The organism is Rhodococcus sp. D-46, from assembly GCF_011290655.1.
In the GTDB taxonomy this organism is placed as follows: domain Bacteria; phylum Actinomycetota; class Actinomycetes; order Mycobacteriales; family Mycobacteriaceae; genus Rhodococcus_F; species Rhodococcus_F qingshengii.
Map to the genome: position 1 here is coordinate 401,778 of NZ_JAANTF010000005.1, position 25,592 is coordinate 427,369.

Below are 25,592 nucleotides of genomic sequence, written 5' to 3' on the forward strand. Positions count from 1 at the left end.
TGGGTCAGGCGTCTTCGTCGAGCAAGCCGCGGCGGACACGACGCGCGTGCTTGCGCTCGTCCGCGCCGATGCGCTCCACCTGATCGAGACGCGGGTCGGTTCCACGGCCAGTGCGGGTCAGATCGATACCGGCCGGCGTCATCGGCTCCCACTCGAAGCTGACGTCACCGATGGTGACGGAAGCTCCTGGCTGAGCGCCCTTCTTGACCAATGCGTCCTCGACGCCCAATCGAGCAAGACGGTCGGCGAGGTAACCAACGGCCTCGTCGTTGTCGAAGGCGGTCTGACGAATCCACCGCTCCGGGCGGGTGCCTCGGACGACGAACCCACCGGGAATATCGGGATCCTTCTCGATGGTGAAGCTGGAATCCTTGACCTTGACCGGGCGAATGACCTGGCGCTTCGGCTCGGGCTTCGGATGAGCTTCGCGGTAGTCGCGGACCATCTTCGCCAGCGCGAATGTCAACGGTCGCAATCCTTCTCGGCTCACCGCCGAGATGGTGAAGACCGGCCATCCGCGAGCTTCGATCTCAGGCGTGACCATTTCGGCCAATTCGGCGGCCTCGGGAACGTCGGTCTTGTTGAGGATGACGACGCGTGGGCGCTTGTCGAGGTCACCGAGTCCCGAATCGCCGGAGAGCGCAGGCGTGTACGCAGCCAGCTCTGCTTCCAAGGCGTCGATGTCGGAGATCGGGTCACGTCCCGGATCGAGGGTGGCGCAGTCGATCACGTGCGCCAATACGGCGCAGCGTTCGATGTGGCGCAGGAAGTCCAGGCCCAAACCGCGGCCTTCGCTGGCACCGGGGATCAGCCCTGGCACGTCGGCGACGGTGAAGGTGGTGTCGCCGCTCGAGACGACGCCGAGGTTGGGGACCAGAGTGGTGAAGGGGTAGTCGGCGATCTTCGGCTTGGCCGCAGAGAGAACGGACACAAGCGAAGACTTACCGGCGGAGGGGAATCCGAGCAGACCGACGTCGGCTACCGACTTGAGTTCGAGAACCAGGTCACGCTCGACACCGTCCTCACCGAGGAGTGCGAAACCGGGAGCTTTGCGGGCTTTCGACGCCAGCGCTGCGTTGCCGAGTCCGCCGCGGCCGCCCTGAGCGGCGTCGAAGCGTGAACCGACTCCCACGAGGTCGGCAAGCACGTTGCCGTCGGTATCGAGAACCACAGTTCCATCCGGAACCTTGAGGATGAGGTCTTCACCGTTTGCACCCTCGCGGTTGCTGCCGGCGCCCTGCTTGCCGTTGGTCGCCTTCGCGTTGGGATGGAAGTGAAAGTCGAGGAGGGTGTGGATGTTCTCGTCGACCACGAGGATGACGTCGCCACCGCGACCTCCGTTGGCACCGTCCGGACCGCCGAGCGGTTTGAACTTCTCGCGGTGTACGGAGGCGCAACCATTGCCGCCTTTTCCAGCGCTGACGTGCAGCACAACACGGTCAATGAATCGGGACATGACTGCCGGATCCTTCCTCAGTCAATTGCGGGTCTCACGCGATGAGCTGAACTTCTGGTGAGCAGGGTTGCTCGGGGCAAAACGGGTACTGCTTAAACAAACGATAGGGGCGGACCGGGTTATTTCAACCCTGGTCCGCCCCTATCGGGAGCTTGGAACGCGTCACTCTCTTACCGAAAGCAGAACCGGCTTACCGAAGTAGAACCGATGACGCACAACTAGCGAGAAAGACTAGACCTCAGCCGCAACGACGGCCGGAACGATGTTCACGGTCTTGCGTCCACGCTTCTGGCCGAACTCGACTGCGCCGGCAGCGAGAGCGAACAGGGTGTCGTCGCCGCCACGGCCGACGTTGACGCCGGGGTGGAAGTGCGTGCCGCGCTGGCGAACCAGGATTTCGCCTGCGCTGACCGACTGGCCGCCGAAGCGCTTCACGCCGAGGCGCTGGGCGTTTGAATCGCGACCGTTACGGGAGCTGGATGCACCCTTCTTATGTGCCATGCTATTGACCCTCCTCGGGTGAAATTAGCTAGAAAGAACTGGTTACTTGATGCCCGTGACCTTGAGCACCGTGATCGGCTGCCTGTGGCCCTGACGCTTGTGGTAACCGGTCTTGTTCTTGAACTTGTGGATGCGGATCTTCGGGCCCTTGGTGTGCTCGACGATCTCACTGGTGACTGCGACCTTGGCCAGCTTGGCCGCGTCGGTGGTCAGGTCAGATCCGTCGACCACGAGAACGGGAGCAAGCGAGACAGCAGTGCCGGGCTCACCCTCGATCTTCTCGACCTTGACGAGGTCACCAACAGCGACCTTGTACTGCTTTCCGCCGGTCTTGACGATCGCGTACGTTGCCATCGGAGGGCTACCCCTTGCTTCTTCGAACTTGCTCGCGCTGCTGCCTGAGGCTTCAAATGCATCGCGACTGGTCTGGTTTATGTCACCTCGGCTCGGCACTGACGTACCGGGACATTCACGCGCACTCTAGGCACACGGAATCTCTACCGCCGGGTGGCGACCCTCCAAGGTTACGGGAAAGCAACCGTCAGGGTCAAACCGCCCCGCCGAGGGGTGGTGCTTACTACTCTGTACTGCTTCTACCAGCTGAAACTTCGGATAGCGGTTGGATGTCCTCGCTCATCGCGAAGTCATCCAACCGACCGAAAGCCAGTAGTTCTTACTCTCCGTCTACCGGAGGACCTGCGGGACGTGCTGCTGCACGCCTGCGACGGGGTCTCTTGACGACGACAACTTCTTCCTCAGCCGGAACTTCGGTGGCCGGAGCCGGGACGTTTTCCGCGACCGCGTCCACCACGGGTTCCGGAGTCGGAATCACGAAGACCGTGCCCACCTCGGGAGCTGCCTCGGCAACAGGTGCCGACGCTGCCCGCGACGCCCGGCGACTACGCCGACGACCGCGCGGAGCTGCTTCGGTCGAAGCTGCGGCCGACTCGTTGTCCACTGCGGATACTTCTTCCGCAGCAGAGTCCACAACAGGAACGTCATGGCGCTCAGCAGCAGCAGGAGTATCGATCGGCCGATCTTGTTGCCGATCGGCACTTTTGGATGCATCGTCCCCCGAAGACACACCGGCGGAATCAGACTCGGTCGAGTCAGCCGCGACGGTCTCGTCGTCGTCGTGGTGATGCGAGGCCATCGCCAATGCCACCGGATGAGCCCGCTTGACCGTCGCGTCGACGGCCGGAACCTCCGGCGCCGGAGCTTCCTGTCCGTTGGACTCGGTCGAAGCCGACTTGTCTCCGCGGCCACGCTTGTTCTTGCGCGAGGTACCGGAATCACTGCGCTGCGAGCCCGAACGCGATCCTCCGTCGTCCGAGGACTTCACCTCGACGGGCTCGGAATGGACGATGATGCCGCGGCCGTGGCAGTGCTCACAGGTGGTCGAGAAGGCCTCGACCAATCCGGTGCCCAACTTCTTGCGCGTCATCTGCACGAGCCCGAGTGACGTGACCTCCGACACCTGATGGCGCGTGCGATCGCGACCCAGGCATTCGGTGAGCCGACGCAGGACCAGGTCCCGGTTCGATTCGAGAACCATGTCGATGAAGTCGACGACGATCATTCCGCCGATGTCCCGCAGGCGCATCTGGCGAACGATCTCCTCGGCCGCTTCGAGGTTGTTACGGGTGACGGTCTCTTCGAGGTTTCCGCCGGCTCCGGTGAACTTGCCGGTGTTGACGTCGACGACGGTCATGGCCTCGGTGCGGTCGATCACCAGGGTGCCGCCGGACGGCAGCCACACCTTGCGATCGAGTGCCTTGGCCAACTGCTCGTCGATACGGCGAGCCGCGAAGACGTCGATACCGTTGTTCGGCGTGTACTTCTCGAGCCGCGGAAGCAGGTCGGGCGCAACGGAGTTGATGTAGTTCTCGACCGTCGTGTGCGCCTTCTCGCCCTCGATGACCAGCTTGGAGAAGTCCTCGTTGAACAGATCGCGAATGACCTTGACCAGCATGTCAGGCTCTTCGTACAGCGCCTGCGGGTTGCCGGACTTACCGGTGTCCGCAGCCGCGGCCTGCTCCTCGATGCCGGCCCACTGAGCCTGCAGACGAGTCACGTCGCGCGCCAACTCTTCTTCGCTGACGCCCTCGGACGCCGTGCGAATGATCACGCCGGCGTCGGCGGGAACGATGTCGCGCAAGATTTCCTTGAGACGCTTGCGCTCGGTGTCCGGAAGCTTGCGGCTGATACCCGTGGACGTACCACCGGGCACGTAGACGAGGAAACGACCGGCAAGCGAAATCTGTGTGGTCAGTCGAGCACCTTTGTGGCCGACCGGATCCTTGCTGACCTGAACGAGCACCTGATCGCCAGGCTTGAGAGCCTGCTCGATCTTGCGCGAGTTGCCACCGAGACCGGCAGCCTCCCAGTTGACCTCACCGGCGTAGAGAACACCGTTGCGGCCACGTCCGATGTCGATGAACGCAGCTTCCATGCTGGGGAGCACGTTCTGGACACGTCCGAGGTACACGTTGCCGACCATCGACGCGGACGCCGAGTTGGTGACGAAGTGCTCGACCAGCACTCCGTCTTCGAGGACTGCTACCTGTGTAGTCGCATGCGGCTGACCGCTGTCTGCCCGATCGCGCACGACCATGACGCGATCGACGGCCTCACGACGCGCGAGGAACTCCGACTCGGTCAGGATCGGTGGGCGACGTCGGCCGGCGTCACGACCGTCGCGGCGACGCTGACGCTTCGCTTCCAGACGTGTCGAACCACTGATGCCCTGGACCTCGTCCTTGACGCGGGTCTTGTTGCGCGGCTCGCGCTCGTGAACGACGGTGTTCGGCGGATCGTCCTCGGACGTCGCAGTCGCGTCGGTGGCGCCGTCGGTGCCGGTCTTGCGACGACGACGACGGCGGCGACGGCGGCTCGATCCGTCGGCATCGAGATCGGAATCGTCGGCATTCTCGGAATCCGCATCAGCGGTGGACTCGGACTTATCACCGGATTCTTCGCCGGCAGCGTCGTCGGTTTGCTTCTCGACTGCCGCAGGGGCAGATTCCTGCTCCGATTCGGTAGCGGTATCCGACTCTTCGTCCGAACCCTGCTCGCCACCCTGTTCACCGCGACCACGTCCACGTCCACGGCGTCCACGACGACGGCGACGCGGCTGATCGTCGTCCTCGTCCTCGGACTCGGCGCTCTCGCCCTCGGTTTGCGGTGCGGTCACAGCCGGCTCTTCGACGGCAGGAACTGCAACCGGCGCTGCCTCGGGAACGACGGTTTCGGCTTCCGCGGTTGTCTGCTTCTCTTCGACGACCGCCGGTGCAGCAGGCTCGCGGCGTGCGCGACGGCGACGCGGAGCTACCTCGGCGGCTTCGAGATCCGGCTGCAGGAACAGCGGGACCTGCGGCGCGGCGGGAGCCACCTCGGGCTGATGGGTCTGCGGTGCTTCGAAGGAAGTGAACAGATCGGACTGCTCGGCTTCCTTGCTCGGCAGCGCAGCTGCGGCGTCGAGTCCAGCGCTGATCTCGGCGACAGCCGGATCCACTGTTTCTTCTGCTGCAGGTTCTTCGACGACGACCTTTTTGCGAGTGCGACGAGCCCTGACAGGCTTCTCGGCCGGAGCCTCTGCAACAGGAGCAGCCTCCACGGGAGCTTCTGCAGCAGGCTCCTCGGCAACCGGCGCCTCGACAACCGGGTCGATGAGGGTGTCGAGCTCGGCGACGACGGGCTCGATGGCCTCGGCCGCGGAAGTCAACGAGGCATGAATCCGCTGAGCGACGTCACGGTGGAGACTCGACTGCGCGCTGCGCAATTCGGTACCGAGCGCTGCGGCTTCGGCAAGGACCTGCTTGCTGGTGACGCCGAGCAACTTCGCCAGCGCGTGTACGCGCATCTTGTCGGGAAATTCCGGGGTGGTGCTGGAATCTGATTCGGTTGGGGATTGATCGGCCACGTAAGTCTCCTCAGCCCCCGGGCGCGTCCAACCCAGAAGTCGAGTTGTCACGCGGCCACGCGGGAGCGTGCTGTGTGTACTCGCACTCAGAAGTGAGTACGAGATTGTAAGGTCTCGCTCCGCATGGTCCGCAATGCCCGTTATTCACTGCGAGCACATGAAGTGCCTGGCTGGATGGCCGTTGTCCTGTGCGCGAGCGCCTGATCATCCAGCGTGCAGAGGTCCAGGGATTTCCTGTTGACCTGGAGCAGCGATGAAAGGGCATCGAACCTAGGTGTCATCCGGTTGAACGTGCGTAAAACAAATTGCGGTTCAACTGAAAGCAGTATCCCACACCAACGCGCCTGCAACTGCAAAGGGCGCACCGATGTGGGATACGTGCCGAGAATTCGCTGTGGAGATGTGGGCCGAAGGCCCGTTCATGTGGGCCAGAGGCCCGATCGGAGATTCAGATGGACGACAGCGCGGGGAACCACAGAGCGATTTCACGCTCTGCCGACTCCACGGAGTCGCTGCCGTGAACGAGGTTCTGCTGCGCTTCGAGTCCGAAGTCGCCGCGGATCGTACCCGGAAGAGCCTTGTCGACCGGGTCGGTTCCGCCGGCCAACTGACGGAAAGCAGCGATGGCTCGGGGGCCTTCGAGCACTGCGGCCACCAGCGGACCGGAGGTGATGAACTCCAACAAGCTCGGGTAGAACGGACGCTCGGCGTGTTCTGCGTAGTGGCTACCAGCCACCTCTTCGGAAGCTACGCGGAGGTCGAGTGCTGCAATTGTCAGGCCTTTGCGCTCGATACGGCTGAGGATTTCTCCTACGTATCCACGGGCAACGGCGTCGGGCTTGATAAGTACGAGGGTGCGCTCAGTCACAGCGGACAGCCTAAATGGTCAGTCCCGCTGACCGGGAAGCAGGCCCTTGTCCATCCGGCGCTTGATGTCTCTCTGCAGGTAGACGAGGTATCCCCAGACGATCCCGAAGGTGATCGCCACACCGGCGATCGACGGGTGGACGAAGAAACCGAACAGAAGAATCACCTGCAGCGCGACGTTGAACCCCATCGCCCACGGCTTGCCCTGGATGCCCGCACCCAGAATCATCAGTACCGCCAACCCGATGATGAATCCCGCGGAGGCCGCGGTGAGGCCTCCGCCGACGACCGCGACAACCGGCAAAGCCAGCAGCACGACGATCGCCTCGAGGATCAGGGTTCCGGCCATCACTCCGCGGAAGCTTTTCCACGGGTCCTTGGTCGGCGGCCCGAACTCGCCGGCAGTGTCTCCGGGCTCGTGGTCTCCGGACTCGGGATTGGCATCTGACGGGGTACTCACGCGGGGTCCTTTCCGAACAGCGTGCGGGCGGCGCCTGCGGTCACGACGGATCCCGTCACCACCACACCCGCCCCTGATACGGCCTCACCGGGTTCGGCGACCTGCTCGGCGATTTCGATCGCGACTTCCAAGGCGTCGGCAAGCACCGGCGCAACGACGACGCGCTCGTCGCCGAACTTCGCGACGGCGATGTTCGCCAGTTCTTCGACGTCCATCGCCCGGGGTGACCCGTTGTGGGTGACGACGATCTCGTCGAAGACGGATTCGAATGCAGTCAAGATGGCGTCGACGTCCTTGTCCGCCATGACGCTGACCACTCCCACGAGCTTGCGGAAGTCGAACTCGGCGGACAGTGCGGCCGCGAGAGCGCGAGCACCGTCTGGATTGTGGGCGGCGTCGAGAAAGACCGTCGGCGCACTCCGAACACGTTCGAGGCGACCGGGATTGACGACCGAGGCGAACCCGTTGCGGATTGCATCCTGATCCAGTTGTCGATCCGGACCGGCACCGAAGAACGCTTCTACGGCAGCGAGCGCGAGCGCGGCGTTGCGCGCCTGATGCTCACCGTGAAGGGGGAGGAAGATGTCGGTGTACACACCGCTCAAGCCTTGAAGTTCGAGCTGCTGTCCGCCCACCGCGATCTGGCGAGCAAGCACCTTGAACTCCGAGCCTTCACGAGCGACCGCGGCCTCCACCTCGACAGCACGCCGCAGCAATACCTCCATGACTTCGGGAGTCTGCTCGGCGATGATCGCGACGGTGTCCACCGGAACCAGGTCCTCGCGGCCCTTCTTGATGATCCCGGCCTTCTCCTCCGCGATCCCGGCCAGGTCGGTGCCCAGGTACTCGGCGTGATCGAGGCTGATCGGGGTGATCACCGCAACCTGCCCGTCGATCACGTTGGTGGCGTCCCAGCGTCCGCCGAGGCCGACCTCGACCACGGCGACGTCGACCGGCGCCTCCGCGAAGGCCGCATAGGCCATGGCGGTGAGCACTTCGAACTTGCTCATCGCCGGTCCCCCGGCTTCCTCCGACTGTGCGTCGATCATCTGCACGTACGGCTCGATCTCGCGGAACGTGTCCACGTAGAGCCGCGGCGAGATCGGATGACCGTCGATGCTGATCCGCTCGGTCGCGATCTGCAGATGAGGGCTGGTGGTTCGCCCGGTGCGACGATGCAGAGCCGTCATCAACGAATCGATCATGCGCGTCACCGACGTCTTACCGTTGGTTCCCGTGACGTGCACCGACGGATAGTTGTGCTGAGGCGAGCCCAGGACATCCATGAGCGCCTCGATACGAGTCAGTGACGGCTCGATCTTGGTCTCGGGCCAACGTTTGTCGAGTTCTGCTTCCACCAGCGCCAGTTCGGCGATGTCGACCGGAGTCGGAACCGAACTCTGAGCGTCGAATTGGGACGGTTCGTACGAACTCACTTGTCGGCCAACTCCTTCAGACGTCCCGTGATGCGCTCGATCTCTTCGACGGCGATCTGGCGACGTGTCTTGATCTTGTCGACGACGGCGTCGGGCGCCTTCGCCAGGAAGGCCTCGTTCGCCAGCTTGTTGTCAGCGGTGACGAGCTCCTTCTGCGCTGCCGCGAGGTCCTTTTCGAGCCGCTTCTTCTCCGCGCCGAGGTCGATGGTGCCCGAGGTGTCGATGTCGACAGTGACGGTGCCCTGGCTCAGGCGCACCTCGACGGAGATCGACGCGGTGAATCCCTCTTCGGGTTCGGTCAGCTTGGCCAGCGCCGCCACGTAGGCGAACTGGCCGTCCATGCCGGCCTCCGAGAGCCCGGACGCACGAGCCGGGACCTTCTGGGAAGGCTTGAGTCCCTGATCGTTTCGGAATCGTCGCACCTCGGTGATCAGCTTCTGCGTGTCTTCGATCCTGGTTGCGGCCTGGGCGTCGACTGCCTCACCGGACAACGTGGGCCATTCGGCGACGACGACGGACTCGCCGCCGGTGAGCACCTTCCACAGGGTTTCGGTCACGAACGGAATGACCGGGTGCAGGAGGCGGAGCAGTGCATCGAGAACGTTGCCGAGCACGGCGCGGGTGTTCGCGGCGACGGCCTCGTCGGCGGCGAACTGCACCTTGGCGAGTTCGAGGTACCAGTCACAGACCTCGTCCCACGCGAAGTGGAACAGGCCTTCGCACGCCTTGCTGAACTCGTAGCGATCGAATGCGGCGTCCGCCTCGGCCTGGACCGTGTCGAGACGGTCGAGGATCCAACGATCGGCGTCGGTCAGTTCGCTTCGAGCGGGCAACGGCGCGGGAGCAGCGCCGTTCATCAGAGCGAACTTGGTCGCGTTGAACAACTTGGTCGCGAAGTTGCGCGAGGACTGCGCCGAATCCTCACCGACGGACAGGTCGCTGCCCGGGTTGGCGCCGCGTGCAAGTGTGAATCGCAGGGCGTCGGCGCCGAAACGATCGACCCAGTCGAGTGGGTCGATACCGTTGCCGCGAGACTTCGACATCTTCTTGCCGTACTGATCGCGGACCAGTCCGTGCAGGAACACGTCCTTGAACGGCATCTGCGCGCCGGACTTACCCGGACCGGCGGTGATCGACTCGTCCTCGGACACGTAGGTGCCGAACATCATCATGCGGGCGACCCAGAAGAACAGGATGTCGTAGCCGGTGACGAGAACGCTGGTGGGATAGAACTTTTCGAGTTCGGGCGTATTGTCCGGCCAGCCCATCGTCGAGAAGGGCCACAGTCCGGAGGAGAACCAGGTATCGAGGACGTCGGGATCCTGGACCCAGCCTTCCGGCGCCGTTTCGTCAGGACCGAAGCACGCAACTTCACCCTCGGGGCCGTACCAGACCGGAATGCGGTGACCCCACCAGAGCTGACGGGAAATGCACCAGTCATGCATGTTGTCGACCCAGTCGAACCAGCGTGGCTCCTGGCTCGCCGGGTGAATGACGGTGTCCCCGTTGCGAACCGCGTCACCCGCAGCCTTGGCGAGCGTCTCGACCTTGACCCACCACTGCAACGAGAGACGAGGCTCGATGGCCTCGCCACTGCGCTCGGAGTGCCCGACGCTGTGCAGGTACGGGCGCTTCTCGGCGACGACGCGTCCCTGCTCGGCGAGAGCTTCGCGAACCTTGACGCGAGCCTCGAAGCGGTCCATTCCGTCGAATTCGGTTCCGGTGTCGGCAATCTTGCCGGTCTTGTCCATGATGGTGGGCATCGGCAGGTTGTGCCGCAGGCCCATCTCGAAGTCGTTGGGATCGTGAGCCGGCGTGATCTTCACAGCGCCGGTTCCGAACTCGGGGTCGACGTAGTCGTCGGCGATGATCGGGATCTGACGCCCGGTGAACGGATGATCGAGAGTGGTGCCGATGAGGTGCTTGTAGCGCTCGTCCTCGGGATGGACCGCTACTGCGGTGTCACCGAGCATTGTCTCGACGCGAGTGGTCGCGACGATGACGTGCGGCTCGTTGTCGTCGAGCGAGCCGTAGCGCAGGGAAACCAGCTCACCCTCGACGTCCTCGAACTTCACCTCGATGTCGGAGATCGCGGTCTGCAGCACCGGCGACCAGTTCACGAGACGCTCGGCGCGGTAGATCAGGCCCTCGTCGAACATGCGTTTGAAGACTGTCTGGACTGCGCGGGAGAGGCCCTCGTCCATCGTGAAACGATCACGACTCCAGTCGACGCCGTCACCGATGCGCCGCATCTGGCCACCGATGGTTCCACCGGATTCGCGCTTCCAGTCCCAGACCTTGTCGATGAACAGCTCGCGGCCGAAATCTTCCTTGGTCTTTCCGTCGGCAGCGAGTTGCTTCTCGACGACGGACTGCGTGGCGATACCGGCGTGGTCCATGCCTGGCAGCCACAGCACCTCGTAGCCCTGCATCCGCTTGCGACGGCTGAGCACGTCCATGAGGGTGTGATCCAGGGCATGGCCCATGTGCAGGCTGCCGGTGACGTTCGGGGGCGGCAGCACGATGGAGTAGCCGGGCTTGTCGCTGGTCGCGTCGGCCTGGAAGTACCCGGCGTCTACCCAGCCTTGATACAGATCGGCCTCTACCGCGCTGGGGTCCCAGCTCTTGGGTAGGGCGTCGGCGGGGGTCTGGGGGTTCTCTGGAGCTGCACTGGTCACCACTTGATCCTAATGACTCCCCCGTCGTGAACGAATTCGCCCGTCGGCCGCCGCAGCGCACACGAACGACTGCCCCGCAGTCCGGGGTCAGCCGAACAAACGATATTCACCGATCCGCTCCGCTGACAGGATCGCTCTGAAGGACGACCGACCAACGACCTGTGGAGCAAATATGTTGAACAACTGGAGTTCTCGCCGTCCCGGCGTTCGAACCTTGGCGGCGGCCGCGACGATCGGAGCGGCGGTTGCCCTCGTGCTTCCGGCGACTGCGTCTGCTGCCCCCGGCATCGAAGAAAGTGTGCAAGGAAGCATCGACAGTGGCAGCGCCACGATCAACGGAAGCGTCGGCGATATCGGGAACGACATCGCAAACGGCATCGCCAGCGGCAGCGTGGGTGACATCGTCGGCGGGATCGCCACTGGGAACCTCAACGACGTCCTCGGCGGCCTGAACGCCGGCTCGACCAGCGCGATGGACATCGTCAACGGCCTGGCCAGTGGCAACGTCAGGGACATTCTCAGTGGCCTGGCCAGCGGCAGCGGCGGCGGCGGATCATTTGCGCCCACGCAGCGCTGCGACGCCTCGACCGTCTCGGGCGGCGCAGGAATCACCAGCACCAAGCACGAACTCGGCCGCGGTGGCCCGACCTCGTTCGTGCTCGGCTACGAGACCGAAAACGTCCCGGACCTGATCGAGGTGTACTACGAAGGTCGGTTGATCCACAGCACCGGATACATCGGCGACAACATCAACGAGGGAACTGGTTCAGCTGTCGTCAACGTGCCCGCCGGTGGGGCGTCGTCCGTTCTGGTTCGCGTCACGGGCCCTGACCACACCGAGTGGTCGTACACCGTTCGTTGCCCCGGCGCCTGATTCCGGTCCGGATCCACGCGAAGACGCTCGTGCCTCGTTCGGTGTTTCATCCGAACGAGGCACGCGCGGGTTCAGCCCAGAATCTCCGGTAGCGCGACATCTTCGCCGAGAACGTGCTCGGAGAGGAACGCGGTGACCACCTCGTACCAGATCTTGGTGTGCTGCGGCTTGAGCACCCAATGATTCTCGTCGGGGAAGTAGAGGAAGCGATGGTCCGTTTTCCCGTCGTCGTCGGCGGGCAGACCTGACTCGGCAAGCAGTTCGTACCAGAGTCGCAAGCCCTCACCGATCGGAACCCGGTAGTCCTTGTCGCCATGGATGACCAGCATCGGAGTCGTGATGTCCGCGACGTACAGATGCGGCGAATTCTCGACGGCCATCTCAGGCGACATCTCGCGCTGCCAGTACCAGGCAGCGTCCGTCGTCGGGCCGAATTGATCGAGTGCCCACAGACTCGCGTGGGTGACGATGGCGTCGAAACGGTTGGTATGTCCGGCAATCCAGTTGGCCATGTAACCACCGAACGAACCACCCATCGCGCCTGTTCGCTTGGGGTCGATCTCGGGCTGGGCGACAGCAGCATCGGTGATCGCCATCAGATCGGTGAAGGGCGCCTTGCCCCACTGACCCCACCCCCGCTGGACGAAGTCCTGGCCGTATCCGGTCGAGAGCGCGGGATCTGGTAGCAGTACTGCATAGCCCTTGGCGACGAGCAGCCACGGATTCCACCGCCAGGACCAGGTGTTCCACGAACCGAGTGGGCCGCCGTGGACCCAGAGAAGCAATGGCACCGGTGCATGCGGCGCGGCGCCCGTCGGCAGCGCCAACCAGCTACGCACCGTCGAACCGTCCTCGGCACGCGCGGTGATCTCGGTCAGTGTTCCCGGCAGCTCCGGCAAAGTGTCGGGCCCACGAAGTGCGGTGATCTCACCTGATCGCAGATCGACCCGCACCACGTGCGGGGGCGCTTCGTACGAGGCTCGCAACGCGTAGATCGACTCACCGTCCGGCGCCACTCGAACGTCGGTGTACGCCGCGTCGTCGGCTGTCAGGCGCACTGGTTGGCCCCACAGGTCGATGGTGAAGATCGGACCGCGGCCGCCGTCGTCAGCGGTGACGACCAGCCCGGATCCGTCGGGTAGCCAGGCAAGTGAGGTAGGCCAGCGATCCCAGCCGTCGGCGACGCCGGTCACGGCACCGGATCCGAAGTCGTAGAGCTGCAGAGTCATTCGTGGTGCGGACTCCGGTGTGGTGAGTGTCTCCCGGATGAACGCGAGCTTGGTTCCGTCCGGCGAGAGCACCGGGTTGTAGACGTCCGCGTCGGCCTCGTCGACAAGCGTGACTCGGTCACCGGTCACCGTGTCGATCCGAACCAACGTCGATCGGCGGGCGGCACTCGCATCGCCGACAGTCCACGTGGTCACGACGAAGAGACCGTCGTCGGAAATCGTGGTCGACGTCTCCCGCAGCGCTGCGCCTGCCGTCGGTGTGATGTCCCGCAACTCGACGGATTCCTTCGAATCCGTCTCGGCCACAACCAGATGCGGATGATCGGGGCCCAGGTCGTGGTCCCAGTGGCGCACCGGATAACCGGTGTGCAGCATCGCCGTGACTTTCTTGTCCTTGCGCGCCGATCGCACCTGATCGTCCTGGTCGAGGCTGATCGCCGAAGCCATGACCGACGTCTGGGCCACGAACGTCGGCGCCGCCTTCGCCGCTGATACCGACGAGACACCACCGGGACGCGAGATCAGCAGCTGAGCTTCTCCGCCCGCCGCTGGTAGGCGCCAGAGTGCTGGTTGCGGATCACTCTCGCCCGGCACGGCTCGCGTGGCAGTGAAGAGCACGTCGCCGTCGAACGCGAAGGCAGCACCGGACTCGCTGGTCGAACCCCAGGTCAACCGACGCGCAGGACGCCGGCCTTCCGGGTCGATCTCCCACAACGAGGACACGTATTCGGCGCTCTTGTCGTCGAGAACGGCGCGCGCGCAGATCAGCAGCGAGCCGTCAGGTGACAACACCAGGCCGGACAACCTGGCCAGAGCGATGTAGTCGTCGAGTTCGTCGAACGGTGTGCCTGCGTGGAGCTCGGGAATCTGGGTCACCACTAGTTCGTATCACGCGCCCCGCGGTTGACGCATCATTGCGTAGATCGTCGGCCCGCCGCCTGGCATGACGATGTCACGGGTCACTTCGAAACCGAAGCGGTTGTAGTACGGGATGTTCGATTCCTTGCTGCTCTCGAGGTAAGCGTCGACATGTTGACGGTCACAACGCTCCAACCGAGAGTTCAGCAGCGCTTTGCCGTATCCCCCACCGCGCGCCGCGCTGCCGGTCCCGACGGTCGCGAGATACCAGTGCGGCGAATTCGGGTGTGCTCCTTCGAGAACGGAGCTGACCTCGGCCGCGTGTCGTAGGCTCCTGCCGAAGACACGCACCATTGCGGGCAGGCTCACGAGCCCGGAAATCCACGACTGCTTCCACCGCCCCGGCGGATCCCACAGAGTTGCCCCGCCGATCAGGCCGTTGTCGTCGGTGACCACCTCGACGCCGCCCCCGGCGAGGTGGTGGTAACGAGCTTCTGCGGCAAACAGTTTCGTCAGGCGATCAGCCCTGGTGGCCTCGTCCGGCAACATCCACGCCATCAAGGGATCATCTTCGAACGCCTCGGCCAACACTGCCGACAGTGCCGGAATATCGGATCGGACAGCCGGCCGTACGTGTACACCCATGAGGCGAGAGTACCGCCGACTGTCCGAATCACTGGACTTTGAACAGCGCTGTCCTTGAACCGATCAGACGAGCAAGCCCGCAATCCGCGGCGGAATCTGTTCGAGCGCGTACGGCAAGCTCAGTACGGTGCTCCACGTCATGGCTTCGGCAGCAGCGTCTTCCAGAATGATCGCGCGGCCGTCCTTCACGACGTCGAGTTCCTGGTAGATCGGGGTCTTGTCCAGCTCCGCGCGAAGCTTGTCGCCGTAGCCGCCACCGGCGTACCAGACGAGTACGTCGACGTCCGCGAGCGAGAGTTGCTCGGTGCTGATCTCGGCGAAGTTACCCGTGATCTGATCGGTGACAGGCGGATTCACGAATCCGAGTTCGGTGAAGAACCGCACCTTCGGGTCTTCCGGTCCGTAGACCCCGAACTGCCCCGGCCCCTTCAACGCGCCGACCAGAACGGTCTTGCCGGCAAACGCCGGATTGGCCGTCTTCACGTCGGCGAACTTCTGGTCGACGCCGGCGATCAGCTCGGTGGCCTTACCCTGCTGCCCCAACGCTTCGCCGATGATGGTCGTCTGGTTCTGCCAGGGGATTCCGTAATCCGCGAACTCCTTGGGCTGCGCCACCGTCGGCGCAATGGCACTGAGTTTGTCGTATTGCGCCTGAGTGAGCCCGGAGTAGGTGCCGACAATGAGGTCGGGTGTCGTGGCAGCGACCTTCTCCATCTGAATGGTGGTGCCCGCAGTTCCGATGATCTCGGGAGTCGCCCCGTTCAGCAGCGGCTGCGCCCAGGGCCACACTCCGTAGGGGTAATCGCCGTACCAGTCGAAGGTTCCGACCAAGGTCCCACCGAGCGCCAGGATCGCATCTTGATCGTTGTATCCGACACTGACGATCCGCTGCGGATCCTTGGGCAACTCCGTAGCCCCGAACTTGTGGGTGATCGATTCCGCAGAGTCACCGCTGGGAGGTGTGTCCTCGTCGTTCGAACTGGAGCAGGCTGCGGCGAATGCCAGCAACGCTCCCGACGTGCCGATCAGAAATCCGCGCCGGGTCAGCCGACCTGCGTCCGTTCGATCCATGTTCCTACCCCTTAAAGTCTGCTGGTTCGGTAGGTAAGGCTAGCCGATGAAAGCTTCATTCCGGCTAGTTCGACCGGCCCATTCGATGGCAGTACCGCGCCGTTCGGGCCACTATGGAGACATGACGCGCCAGGGCCCCTCGAAGGACATCGACGAATCGGATCTCGAAGTCACGCACCCCAAGGACTACGCCGCCGGAGTTCCGGCCGTTCTGGTGTCGCTGCAACGAGGAATCGAGCAGATGGGAGCCTTGCGGACCGCCCGAACGCTCACCAGACTCAACCAGCGACACGGCTTCGACTGCCCGGGGTGTGCGTGGCCGGAGACTCCCGGACATCGCAAGCCCGCCGAATTCTGCGAGAACGGAGCGAAGGCTGTTGCCGAGGAAGCAACGCTTCGCACCGTCACACCCGAATTCTTCGCGGAGCACTCGATCGCCGATCTCGAAGGCAAGACCGACTACTGGCTCGGACAGCAGGGGCGACTGACGCACCCGATGGTCCTGACGCCGGGAGCAACCCATTACCGGCCGATCGACTGGGACGGCGCGTACGCACTGATCGCCGAACATCTGAACGGCCTCGCATCGCCGGACGAAGCGGTGTTCTACACCTCCGGTCGCACGTCCAACGAAGCCGCGTTTCTCTACCAGTTGATGATTCGCAGCTACGGCACCAACAACATGCCCGACTGTTCCAACATGTGTCACGAGTCGTCCGGAAGCGCACTGACCGAATCCATCGGCATCGGCAAAGGCTCGGTGACGGTTCCCGACCTCGAGAACGCCGATCTCATCCTCATCGCCGGACAGAACCCCGGCACCAACCACCCTCGAATGCTCTCGACGCTGGAGAAGGCAAAGAGCAACGGCGCCAAGATCATTGCCATCAATCCTCTACCCGAGGCGGGATTGCGCAGGTTCAAGGATCCACAGAAGGTGTCCGGCGTGATCGGGCACGGAGTCGACATCGCGGACGAGTTCCTGCAGATCCGGCTGGGCGGCGACATGGCGCTGTTCCAAGGCCTGGGGAAGCTGCTGCTCGAGCAGGAAGATCGCGCTCCCGGGACGGTCGTCGACCGCGCTTTCGTCGACCGGTACTGCGCCGGTTGGGACGAATACGAGAAGCACATCCGCGCGGTCGATCTCGACACGGTACTCGAGGCAACGGGTCTGTCGATGGCACAGCTCGAGGAAACGGCGGCCGCACTTGCCCGATCCGAGCGAACCGTCACCTGCTGGGCCATGGGGATCACTCAGCACACACACGGAGTCGCCACCATCGAAGAAGCAGTCAACCTGCTGCTCATGCGTGGAATGATGGGCAAACCCGGTGCCGGCGTTTGTCCGGTGCGAGGACACTCCAATGTCCAGGGTGACCGCACGATGGGCATCTGGGAAAAGATGCCGGAAGAGTTCCTGGCCGCGCTCGACACCGAGTTCTCGATCTCGAGTCCCCGCAAGCACGGATGGGACACCGTCGACGCGATCCGCGCCATGAACGCAGGCAAGGCAAGCTTCTTCATGGCGATGGGCGGCAACTTCATCCAGGCAAGCCCGGACACCGCAGCGACCGAAACAGCGTTGCGTCAATGCGAACTCACCGTGCAGGTGTCCACCAAGCTGAACCGCAGTCACGTGGTCCACGGGCAGACCGCGATCATCCTCCCCACCCTCGGACGCACCGACCTCGACGTCCAAGCCGGCGGAAAGCAGCTTGTCTCCGTGGAGGATTCGATGTCCATGGTGCACCTGTCGCGCGGACGCCTCACACCGGTCAGCCCCTACCTGCGTAGCGAAGTCGCCATCATCTGCCAACTCGCCCGCGAACTACTCGGCAACGATCACTCCGTCCGCTGGTCGGCCTTCGAGGGCAACTACGACCTGATCCGCGATTCCATCTCACGGGTAGTGCCAGGCTGCGAAAACTACAACTCCCGCGTTCGAGAGCCAGACGGATTCCAACTCCCCCACCCGCCGCGTGACTCGCGTGAGTTCCGCACGCACACCGGCAAAGCCAACTTCGGCGTGAACGACCTGCACTGGATACCCACTCCGAGTGGGCGCCTGATTCTGCAGACGATGCGCAGCCACGACCAGTACAACACCACGATCTACGGCCTCGACGACAGATACCGCGGCATCAAGGGCGGACGCAAAGTCATCCTCGTCAACGCCGAAGACATCACCGCGCTCGGATTCCGTGACGGCGATCTCGTCGACATCGTGTCCGAGTGGACAACACCCGACGGCACACTCGAAGAGCGTCGGGTCACGGAATTCCGCATCGTCTCCTACGACACCCCGCGCGGCAATGCTGCGGCGTACTACCCGGAGACAAATCCGCTCGTTCCCCTCGAACACGTTGCGGCCAAGTCGAACACGCCGGTGTCGAAGGCCGTCACCGTTCGACTCGAAGCGTCGGGCGCCTGAGATGGGACGAGTCACCGCACGAACACCGGTCGTTCGAATTTCGGGTGATCGGGTCGTCACGCGCCCCGACACGCTGGCCGTCGAGGAACCACTCGAAATGAGAGTTGGCGGTCAGGTGCTGGCAGTGACGATGCGGACCCCCGGCAACGACGTCGACCTCGTGCACGGATTCCTTCTCAGCGAAGGTGTCATCGCCACCCGCGACGACGTGAGCGTCGTCCGCTACTGCGACGGCGTCGACGAATCCGGTGCGAACACGTACAACGTCCTCGACATCGCTCTCGCTCCCGGAGTGCCGTTGCCCGACCACACCACCGACCGCAACACCGTCGTCAGTTCCGCGTGCGGCGTGTGCGGCAAGACCTCGCTCGACGCCGTCCGAACCACGACGCGACATCCGCTGGTCGGTGACACGACTTCCGTCACCTCGACCATCCTGTCGGCCATGCCGGTCACACTGCGGGAGAGCCAACGGATCTTCGAGCGCACCGGTGGCCTGCACGCGGCCGGATTGTTCACCGCCACCGGCGAACTCCTGGCACTGCGCGAGGATGTCGGCCGTCACAACGCCGTCGACAAGGTGATCGGTTGGGCCATCACCGACGGCCGAGTGCCCCTCTACGACACGATCTTGATCGTCAGCGGTCGGGCGTCGTTCGAACTCGTCCAGAAGGCCGTCATGGCCGGCATTCCGATCCTCGGTGCTGTCTCCGCGCCGTCGTCGCTGGCCGTGGAACTAGCGCAGGAGTCCGGGCTGACTCTCGCCGGTTTCATCCGCGGCGATTCGATGAATATCTACTCGCACCCGCACCGAGTCGAGGTCACGTCGAACTCGCACGCAACTGAGCCGACAGTCGCACAGCGGAGTTGACTTCCCCGTAGCCCTCGTATCCACCCACCCGCTGCACGACCTCGAAGAACAGGTCTCCCCCGACGGTCGGGGTGAACAGGTGGAAGAACTCGCCGTGAGCGTCCGCGTCGTAAAGGATTCCGGTGCTGCGCATCCGGTCGAGCAGTTCCGGATTCAGTCCGAAACGTGCGTCCAGATCGTCGTAGTAGTTCGGGGAAATGGGTAGCGGAGCAAATCCCCAGTCCTGCATGGACGCAGCGGCACCGAAGATGTTCTCACACGCGAAGGCGACGTGGCTGACGCCGCCGCGACGGACCGTCGGCAGCCCACTTCGACTTCCCTCCACCATGTTCAGCGAGATGCGCAGGGTATGTCCGTCACCGCCTTGAACGAGCGTGAGCGCCTGGCTTCGCATGAGGCCGACAGAATCGGTGACGTCCTGCCCCTCGTGTGGTTGCATCTCGAACACGGACCGCAGGAGCAGCATGATGCCGTCCCAACTCTCCGCCGGAACTGCCAGTGCCACGTGGTCGATCCCGGTGAACACTGCGCCCTGTTCACGATTGCGCTCGGCGGGCAGCGGGTAGATCTCGAATGCCGATTCCCACGCTGCAGCGCTGCCGGGGCCACGAAGGTCGATCGATGTCGCATCGGTGACCTTCAGGCGTACGACGTCCGGTACCTCGGAGTTCTCGTCGCTCGAACCGGGCAACTGCACGCGCGTCGCCGGTACTTCGAGAGCCAGAGCGCGCTCTCCCCACACTTCGGGTTCGGTTGCCCGGATGCCGATCTGAGTGAGAACCGGCAGATCCGCGGGCAGCCCGGGCGCCGTCCACACCGTGCCCGCTGTCGCGTCGACGGCAACGGTGAGCGGTCCGTGTCGCCACAACTGCAAGTCGTGATCGTGGTGCCGTCCGACAAGATGAAAACCGACGCGGGAGAGCATCGAGTGCACCTGGTCCTGTTTCGCCGGACCCGCCGCGATTCGCAGAGACACGATTCCTTCGAGCGGGGTGCGCTCCGGGGCGGTGAACAGCGTGGGTCCACCGGCGGCAGGGTTCGCGGCGGCGACCTGTTCTTCCAGATGGAGGAGCGACCGATGAGCGTCGATTGCCGTCCGCTGGGTGTCGGCGCGGCGGAATACGTCGTTGAAGATCTCGAGCGACCACGGTCCGTCGTAACCGGTGGCGTAGACATGCTGAGCGAACGCATTGAGATCGAAGCTGCCCTGCCCCGGGAAGTTTCGGTGATGCCGGCTCCACTGGAGGATGTCCATCGCCAAGAACGGAGCGTCCGCCAACTGGAGGAAGAAGATCTTCTCGCCGGGAATCTCGCGAATTCCGGCGGGATCGTCACCGCGCGAGAGGATGTGAAAGCTGTCCAGACAGGTACCGAGCGAAGGATGGTCGACGCCCTCGACGATCTGCCACGCATGGCCGTACGTGTTGACGTGGGCACCCCACGCGAGCGCCTCGTATGCAACCTTCTTGCCGTGCTCGGACGCCAGTTCGGCGAGAGCTCCGAATTGCTCTGTCAACTGACCGTCATCGTGACTTGCGGTCGGCAGGGGCGAGGAGCACACCAGGAGCGTCTCGCACCCCAGTTGATCCATGAGCTCGAATTTGCGTTGCACTCGAACAAGATTCCGAGCAAATTGGGCCTCGTCCACCGTGTCGAAGTCACGGAACGGCTGATACAGATCGAGGGTCAAGCCCAGATCCGCAGCCCTCGTTCGTAATTCCTTCGGGGACCACGGCGAAGCAACAAAATCCGGCTCGAACACCTCGAAGCCGTCGAAGCCGGCAGCAGCGATGGCGTCGAGCTTCTCCTCGAGAGTGCCACTGAGCGATACCGTCGCGATCGACGTCCGGACCGGGGCACTCACAGCGCTGCCGCAGTCTGTTCGCCGTGTACAAGTTCCGTCATGTGCGCGAGCATGCGCTTACTGTCGGGCTCGATGCCCGTGAAGATCCGGAACGCGTCGACGGCCTGGAAGACAGTCATTCCGCCTCCGCTGAGCGTCGGGGCTCCGATCAACCTTGCCTGACGCAACAGTTCGGTTTCGAGTGGACGGTAGACGATTTCGGCCACCCACAGATCAGGGCGAAGCAGATCTGGCGAGAACGCCATTCCGGGATGAGCCGCCATTCCCATCGGCGTCGCGTGGATCAATCCGTTTGCCTTGCCGAGCACTTCGGCGAGGTCGCTCGTGTGCCGCGCCTCGACAACCTGCGCCGGAAACTGCTGCGCGAAGGTTTGTGCAAGTTCCTGCGCGCGAGGCAGGCTCGAATCGACCAACGTCAGTGTCCCGACGCCACGGGTGAGCGCGGCATAGGCAACCGCCGCACCGGCTCCGCCGGAACCGAGCTGCACGACGCGATCGAGCTGTGCTCCGGGAAGTCCGTCGTCGAAATTTCGGCCGAAGCCCGACCAATCGGTGTTGTGTCCGATAGCCTTGCCGGAGTCGAAGAGGACCGTGTTCACCGCGCCGAGCCGGCTCGCATCGGGCGAGAGCTCGTCGAGGTGCTCGATCACCAACTGCTTGCACGGGTGAGTGATGTTGAGGCCGCGGAACCCGAAACGTCGTGCATAGGTGAGAAGTTCACCGATGTCCGACGGCGCCATGCCCATCACGTCGAGATCGAGGATGCGGTAGACGTACGGAAGACCCTGCCTGCGCCCTTCCTCCTCGTGCATGATCGGAGTCAAAGAGGCTCCGATGCCGGTGCCGATCAGACCGCAGAGGATCGAATCACTCATCAGTTCTTCCCTTCTCGGAAGCAGACGAATTCGACTGCGGCGCTGTAACCGTCGATTCCCAATCCGCAGATGACAGCGTCGGCGATCCCGGACACGTAGGAGTGGTGACGGAATTCTTCGCGGCCATGGATGTTGCTGATGTGCACCTCCACGACAGGGGCATCGAGTGTGACCAGAGCGTCACGCAACGCAATGGAGGTGTGCGAGTACCCACCGGGATTGATGACGATGCCCGCAACGTTTCCCCTGGCCTCGTGGATCCAATCGATCAGTTGGCCCTCGTGGTTCGACTGCTTTGCCTCGACCATCGCCCCGAACTTCTCGGCCGCCGCTACACAGCGGGAAACTACGTCGTCCAGCGTGTCTCTCCCGTAGAACTCCGGTTGGCGCTGGCCCAACAAATTCAAGTTGGGCCCGTTGAGGACCAGAACCGGTAGAGATGAAGTCATCAGGGGCACCTCGGGGTTGACGCTCGAAACTAATGTACGAACTAGTGAGTTAGTTCACTGGACGTTACTCCCCCGACGCGGACTCGACAAGCAAAGTCGACAAACTGCTGACAGATAGAGTGAGCACATGGTTTCCGAGCAGTCAGTGAACTCCGTGGTGTCGAAGCCGGAGAAACGACGCCGAAACAGCGACCTGACCAGGGTGAACATCATCGCCGTCGCCACCGAGGAGTTTGCCGACAAAGGCTTTGCCGGCGCCCGAGTGGACGAGATCGCAACCAAGACTCACACCACCAAGCGCATGATCTACTACTACTTCACCGACAAGGAAGGGCTGTACAAGTCCGTCCTCGAGCATGCGTACAGCGTCATTCGCGCACAGGAACGCGAACTCGACCTCGAGGGGTTGAACCCCACCGCAGCGGTCCGCGCCTTGGCCGAACTCACCTTCGACCACCACGAACAACACCCGAATTTCATTCGGCTCGTGGCCAACGAGAACATGCTCCGCGGCGAGCACATCGAGAAATCCGAGCTACTCAGCGGCCTCGGCGCCCCCGCCGCCGACCTGGTCTCGCAGATCCTCCACGACGGACAGCAGTCGGGAGCATTCCGCTCCGACGTAGATGCTCTCGATATTCACATGTTGATCAGCAGTTACTGCGTCTTTCGTATCGCCAATCGTTACACCTTCAAAGCGCTCTTCGACCGCGATCTGACCGACTCGACGCATCGTGAGCATCTTCGAACAATGCTCGGCGACATGGTTGTTGCGTTCTTGACCTCGAAGGCGCCGTCCTGACCCACCCCGAAGTCCGAAAAATCCCCCTACGGTGGTGAGTGGAACTCACAGCTGCCACCGGGAGGAATGACGTGACCGAGAATTACGTAGACGGGCTTTCACTCGAGGAGAAGGCGTCGTTGACGTCGGGCTCGGATTTCTGGCACAGCCAGTCCGTTCCCGGAATCGAATCGATACTCCTGACCGACGGTCCGCACGGAGTCCGGAAACAACCCGAGGGCGGCGACGCACTCGGACTCGGCCACAGCATTCCAGCGACATGTTTCCCACCGGCGGTCGGGTTGGGCTCGTCGTGGAACCTCGACCTCATCCGCCAGGTCGGTGAGGCTCTGGGCGACGAGGCCAAAGCCGAACAGGTCTCGGTCCTCCTCGGCCCAGGCATCAACATCAAACGATCACCCTTGTGTGGCAGGAATTTCGAATACGTCTCCGAGGACCCATTCCTCTCCGGCCGCGTCGCGGCAGCGCTGATCACCGGCATCCAGTCTCGCGACGTCGGAACCTCGCTCAAGCACTTCGCTGCCAACAACCAAGAACACGACCGGATGAGAGTCAGTGCCGACGTCGACGAACGGACGCTGCGCGAGATCTATCTGGCCGGCTTCGAATACGCCGTCAAGACCGCGGCCCCGACGACGGTCATGTGCTCGTACAACAAGATCAACGGTGTGTACTCGAGCCAGAACCATTGGCTGCTCACCGAGGTACTCCGCGAACAGTGGGGCTTCGACGGCCTCGTCGTTTCGGACTGGGGAGCGGTCAACGACCGCGTGGCGGCACTCGCCGCGGGCCTCGACCTGGAAATGCCGCCGACCGGAACCGATACCCAGATCGTCGACGCCGTGCGCGGCGGCGACCTGGACGAATCAGTGCTCACCACTGCCGCCGAGCGCCTGGCGACGCTGGTGGCACGCACCGCCGCCGCGCGCACCGAAGGCCACACGTACGACGTCGAGCGTCACCACGAACTGGCACGGACCGCTGCAGCGGAGTCCGCTGTCTTGCTGGCCAACGACGGAGAACTGCTGCCGCTGACCCCCGGCGGGCAAACCGTCGCGGTGATCGGCGAATTCGCGTGCAGCCCGCGGTACCAGGGAGCCGGCAGTTCACAGGTGGTCCCGACCAAGCTCGACAATGCCTTGGACGCGATCCTCGACCTCGAAGGCGCCGACCGCGTCACTTTCGCACCGGGCTTCACCTTCGACGGCACTCCGGACGACGACATGGTCACCGAGGCTGTCGACGCCGCACGCCGCGCCGACGTCGCGGTGCTGTTCCTCGGACTACCGTCCGCCACGGAATCCGAAGGATTCGACCGAACCGACATCGAACTGCCGGCTGACCAGATCGCCCTGCTGAAAGCGGTCCACGGCGCGAACCCGAACACGGTCGTCGTGCTCGCCAACGGCGGTGCGGTTGCGATCGAGCCTTGGAAGGATCATGCCGCCGCAATCCTCGAGGGCTGGCTACTCGGCCAGGCGGGCGGCTCGGCGATTGCCGATCTTCTGTTCGGCATCACGAATCCGTCCGGCCGCCTGACGGAGACCATTCCGCTTCGCCTCCAAGACAATCCGTCGTATCTGCATTTCCCGGGATCACAGCAGCACGTCCGCTACGGCGAAGGCCTGTACGTGGGATACCGCTACTACGACTCCGCACTGCGTGAAGTGGCGTACCCGTTCGGGTTCGGGCTGAGCTACACCACCTTCGACATCACCGATACCTCCGTCGAGGCCGGTGAGAACTCCGCCGAAGTGACCGTCACCGTGCGCAACAGCGGCGACCGATCGGGCAGCACCGTCGTTCAGGTCTACGTCCACGACGCCTCGGCAAGCATCGATCGACCCGCGCAGGAATTGAAGGGCTTCGCCAAGGTCCACCTCGACCCCGACGAATCCGCGACTGTGACCATCACGCTCGACACCAGGGCATTTGCCTATTGGTCCGTCGCGGCGCAGGACTGGGCGATCGAACCTGGCGACTACGAGATCCGCGTCGGCTTCTCGTCTCGGGACATCGCAACCACCGACACGATCACCCTGGCCGGGAACGTCGGCGTCGGCACGCTCGACGCCATGTCGACCATCGGCGAATGGCTCGCCCATCCCGTCGGCAGCGCAGTTCTCGGCGCCGCCATGGCTGCCGCAGCGGGCGACGGTGCACAGGCGGTCGGCCCCGAGATGATGGCACTCGCAGGCTCGATGCCGCTCGGAAAACTCGCCACCTTCGGCCTCGGGATCACCGAGGAACAGGTGGAGCAGTTGGTGGCGGCCGCAGCACAGCCGGCCTCCTAACTCTCTGAA

19 protein-coding genes are annotated in these 25,592 nt (G+C 63.6%); 5 read left to right on the forward strand and 14 right to left on the reverse strand.

All coding sequences use genetic code 11. The annotated features are described in order from the left end of the window. Positions 1-4: 4 nt before the first annotated feature. From obgE to G9U53_RS15220, 8 genes are all read right to left on the reverse strand, one after another. Positions 5-1,456, reverse strand: a complete 1,452-nt coding sequence (gene obgE / locus G9U53_RS15185) for a GTPase ObgE (protein WP_003944579.1) — start codon at positions 1,454-1,456, stop codon at positions 5-7. Positions 1,457-1,687: 231 nt separating this feature from the next. After that, entirely contained in the window at positions 1,688-1,957 is a 270-nt protein-coding gene (rpmA, locus tag G9U53_RS15190) for a 50S ribosomal protein L27 (protein WP_003944532.1), read from the reverse strand. A gap of 42 nt (positions 1,958-1,999) precedes the next feature. Then, positions 2,000-2,311, reverse strand: a complete 312-nt coding sequence (gene rplU, locus G9U53_RS15195) for a 50S ribosomal protein L21 (RefSeq protein ID WP_003944533.1) — start codon at positions 2,309-2,311, stop codon at positions 2,000-2,002. A 319-nt stretch (positions 2,312-2,630) separates the two neighbouring features. Further along, positions 2,631-5,879 carry a translation initiation factor IF-2 N-terminal domain-containing protein gene (locus tag G9U53_RS15200; RefSeq protein WP_165638860.1) on the reverse strand — a complete coding sequence of 1,083 codons (3,249 nt, stop codon included), beginning with the start codon at positions 5,877-5,879 and terminating at the stop codon, positions 2,631-2,633. A 448-nt stretch (positions 5,880-6,327) separates the two neighbouring features. Further along, positions 6,328-6,747 carry a nucleoside-diphosphate kinase gene (gene ndk, locus G9U53_RS15205; protein WP_003944527.1) on the reverse strand — a complete coding sequence of 140 codons (420 nt, stop codon included), beginning with the start codon at positions 6,745-6,747 and terminating at the stop codon, positions 6,328-6,330. 18 nt (positions 6,748-6,765) lie between these two features. Further along, entirely contained in the window at positions 6,766-7,206 is a 441-nt protein-coding gene (locus G9U53_RS15210; protein ID WP_003944448.1) for a DUF4233 domain-containing protein, read from the reverse strand. Continuing rightward, on the reverse strand, positions 7,203-8,642 hold the full coding sequence (locus G9U53_RS15215) for a folylpolyglutamate synthase/dihydrofolate synthase family protein (RefSeq protein ID WP_030536635.1): 1,440 nt from the start codon (positions 8,640-8,642) through the stop codon (positions 7,203-7,205). The genes G9U53_RS15210 and G9U53_RS15215 overlap by 4 nt, the downstream gene beginning before the upstream one ends. Continuing rightward, positions 8,639-11,320 carry a valine--tRNA ligase gene (locus G9U53_RS15220; RefSeq protein WP_039973213.1) on the reverse strand — a complete coding sequence of 894 codons (2,682 nt, stop codon included), beginning with the start codon at positions 11,318-11,320 and terminating at the stop codon, positions 8,639-8,641. The genes G9U53_RS15215 and G9U53_RS15220 overlap by 4 nt, the downstream gene beginning before the upstream one ends. Before the next feature lie 172 nt (positions 11,321-11,492). Here G9U53_RS15220 and G9U53_RS15225 point away from each other — a divergent pair, with 172 nt between their 5' ends. Further along, positions 11,493-12,194 (forward strand): hypothetical protein, encoded by a 702-nt coding sequence (locus G9U53_RS15225; RefSeq protein WP_007730988.1) that lies wholly within the window; start codon positions 11,493-11,495, stop codon positions 12,192-12,194. Between the two features lie 71 nt (positions 12,195-12,265). Here G9U53_RS15225 and G9U53_RS15230 read toward each other — a convergent pair whose 3' ends face one another. From G9U53_RS15230 to G9U53_RS15240, 3 genes are all read right to left on the reverse strand, one after another. After that, positions 12,266-14,299, reverse strand: coding sequence for a S9 family peptidase (locus G9U53_RS15230; protein WP_030536637.1), 2,034 nt, complete (start codon positions 14,297-14,299; stop codon positions 12,266-12,268). Positions 14,300-14,311: 12 nt separating this feature from the next. Beyond that, a complete protein-coding gene (locus G9U53_RS15235; RefSeq protein WP_165638861.1) occupies positions 14,312-14,926 on the reverse strand; it encodes a GNAT family N-acetyltransferase in 615 nt (204 codons plus the stop codon). 63 nt (positions 14,927-14,989) lie between these two features. Further along, positions 14,990-15,997 carry an iron-siderophore ABC transporter substrate-binding protein gene (locus G9U53_RS15240; protein WP_030536639.1) on the reverse strand — a complete coding sequence of 336 codons (1,008 nt, stop codon included), beginning with the start codon at positions 15,995-15,997 and terminating at the stop codon, positions 14,990-14,992. Positions 15,998-16,118: 121 nt separating this feature from the next. Here G9U53_RS15240 and G9U53_RS15245 point away from each other — a divergent pair, with 121 nt between their 5' ends. Together G9U53_RS15245 and fdhD are read left to right on the forward strand one after the other, a co-directional pair. Next, positions 16,119-18,428, forward strand: a complete 2,310-nt coding sequence (locus tag G9U53_RS15245; RefSeq protein WP_030536640.1) for an FdhF/YdeP family oxidoreductase — start codon at positions 16,119-16,121, stop codon at positions 18,426-18,428. 1 nt (position 18,429) lies between these two features. Then, positions 18,430-19,299, forward strand: coding sequence for a formate dehydrogenase accessory sulfurtransferase FdhD (gene fdhD, locus G9U53_RS15250; protein WP_165638862.1), 870 nt, complete (start codon positions 18,430-18,432; stop codon positions 19,297-19,299). Here fdhD and G9U53_RS15255 read toward each other — a convergent pair. Genes G9U53_RS15255 through aroQ form a run of 3 tightly spaced genes read right to left on the reverse strand, consistent with a single transcriptional unit; the run spans position 19,250 to position 22,487 of the window. Then, positions 19,250-21,163, reverse strand: a complete 1,914-nt coding sequence (locus tag G9U53_RS15255; RefSeq protein WP_030536642.1) for a sugar phosphate isomerase/epimerase and 4-hydroxyphenylpyruvate domain-containing protein — start codon at positions 21,161-21,163, stop codon at positions 19,250-19,252. The genes fdhD and G9U53_RS15255 overlap by 50 nt on opposite strands. Further along, complete coding sequence (locus G9U53_RS15260; protein ID WP_165638863.1) at positions 21,160-22,038, reverse strand: shikimate dehydrogenase; 879 nt, start codon at positions 22,036-22,038, stop codon at positions 21,160-21,162. Before G9U53_RS15260 ends, G9U53_RS15255 begins: the two co-directional genes overlap by 4 nt. Continuing rightward, the gene (aroQ, locus tag G9U53_RS15265) at positions 22,038-22,487 is read right to left on the reverse strand and encodes a type II 3-dehydroquinate dehydratase (protein WP_165638864.1); all 450 of its coding nucleotides are present in this window, start codon (positions 22,485-22,487) and stop codon (positions 22,038-22,040) included. The genes G9U53_RS15260 and aroQ overlap by 1 nt, the downstream gene beginning before the upstream one ends. 127 nt (positions 22,488-22,614) lie before the next feature. Here aroQ and G9U53_RS15270 point away from each other — a divergent pair, with 127 nt between their 5' ends. Together G9U53_RS15270 and G9U53_RS15275 are read left to right on the forward strand one after the other, a co-directional pair. Next, positions 22,615-23,289 carry a TetR family transcriptional regulator gene (locus tag G9U53_RS15270; RefSeq protein WP_019749082.1) on the forward strand — a complete coding sequence of 225 codons (675 nt, stop codon included), beginning with the start codon at positions 22,615-22,617 and terminating at the stop codon, positions 23,287-23,289. A gap of 71 nt (positions 23,290-23,360) precedes the next feature. Next, positions 23,361-25,583, forward strand: coding sequence for a glycoside hydrolase family 3 C-terminal domain-containing protein (locus G9U53_RS15275; protein WP_165638865.1), 2,223 nt, complete (start codon positions 23,361-23,363; stop codon positions 25,581-25,583). The last annotated feature ends 9 nt before the right edge of the window (positions 25,584-25,592 follow it).

Bases quoted from the DNA above. Each gene is read 5' to 3' on its own strand.
- obgE (WP_003944579.1), bottom strand. From the start codon at position 1,456: ATGTCCCGATTCATTGACCGTGTTGTGCTGCACGTCAGCGCTGGAAAA.
- rpmA (WP_003944532.1), bottom strand. From the start codon at position 1,957: ATGGCACATAAGAAGGGTGCATCCAGCTCCCGTAACGGTCGCGATTCA.
- rplU (WP_003944533.1), bottom strand. From the start codon at position 2,311: ATGGCAACGTACGCGATCGTCAAGACCGGCGGAAAGCAGTACAAGGTC.
- G9U53_RS15225 (WP_007730988.1), top strand. From the start codon at position 11,493: ATGTTGAACAACTGGAGTTCTCGCCGTCCCGGCGTTCGAACCTTGGCG.
- G9U53_RS15235 (WP_165638861.1), bottom strand. From the start codon at position 14,926: ATGGGTGTACACGTACGGCCGGCTGTCCGATCCGATATTCCGGCACTG.
- G9U53_RS15240 (WP_030536639.1), bottom strand. From the start codon at position 15,997: ATGGATCGAACGGACGCAGGTCGGCTGACCCGGCGCGGATTTCTGATC.
- G9U53_RS15245 (WP_030536640.1), top strand. From the start codon at position 16,119: ATGACGCGCCAGGGCCCCTCGAAGGACATCGACGAATCGGATCTCGAA.
- fdhD (WP_165638862.1), top strand. From the start codon at position 18,430: ATGGGACGAGTCACCGCACGAACACCGGTCGTTCGAATTTCGGGTGAT.
- G9U53_RS15260 (WP_165638863.1), bottom strand. From the start codon at position 22,038: ATGAGTGATTCGATCCTCTGCGGTCTGATCGGCACCGGCATCGGAGCC.
- aroQ (WP_165638864.1), bottom strand. From the start codon at position 22,487: ATGACTTCATCTCTACCGGTTCTGGTCCTCAACGGGCCCAACTTGAAT.
- G9U53_RS15270 (WP_019749082.1), top strand. From the start codon at position 22,615: ATGGTTTCCGAGCAGTCAGTGAACTCCGTGGTGTCGAAGCCGGAGAAA.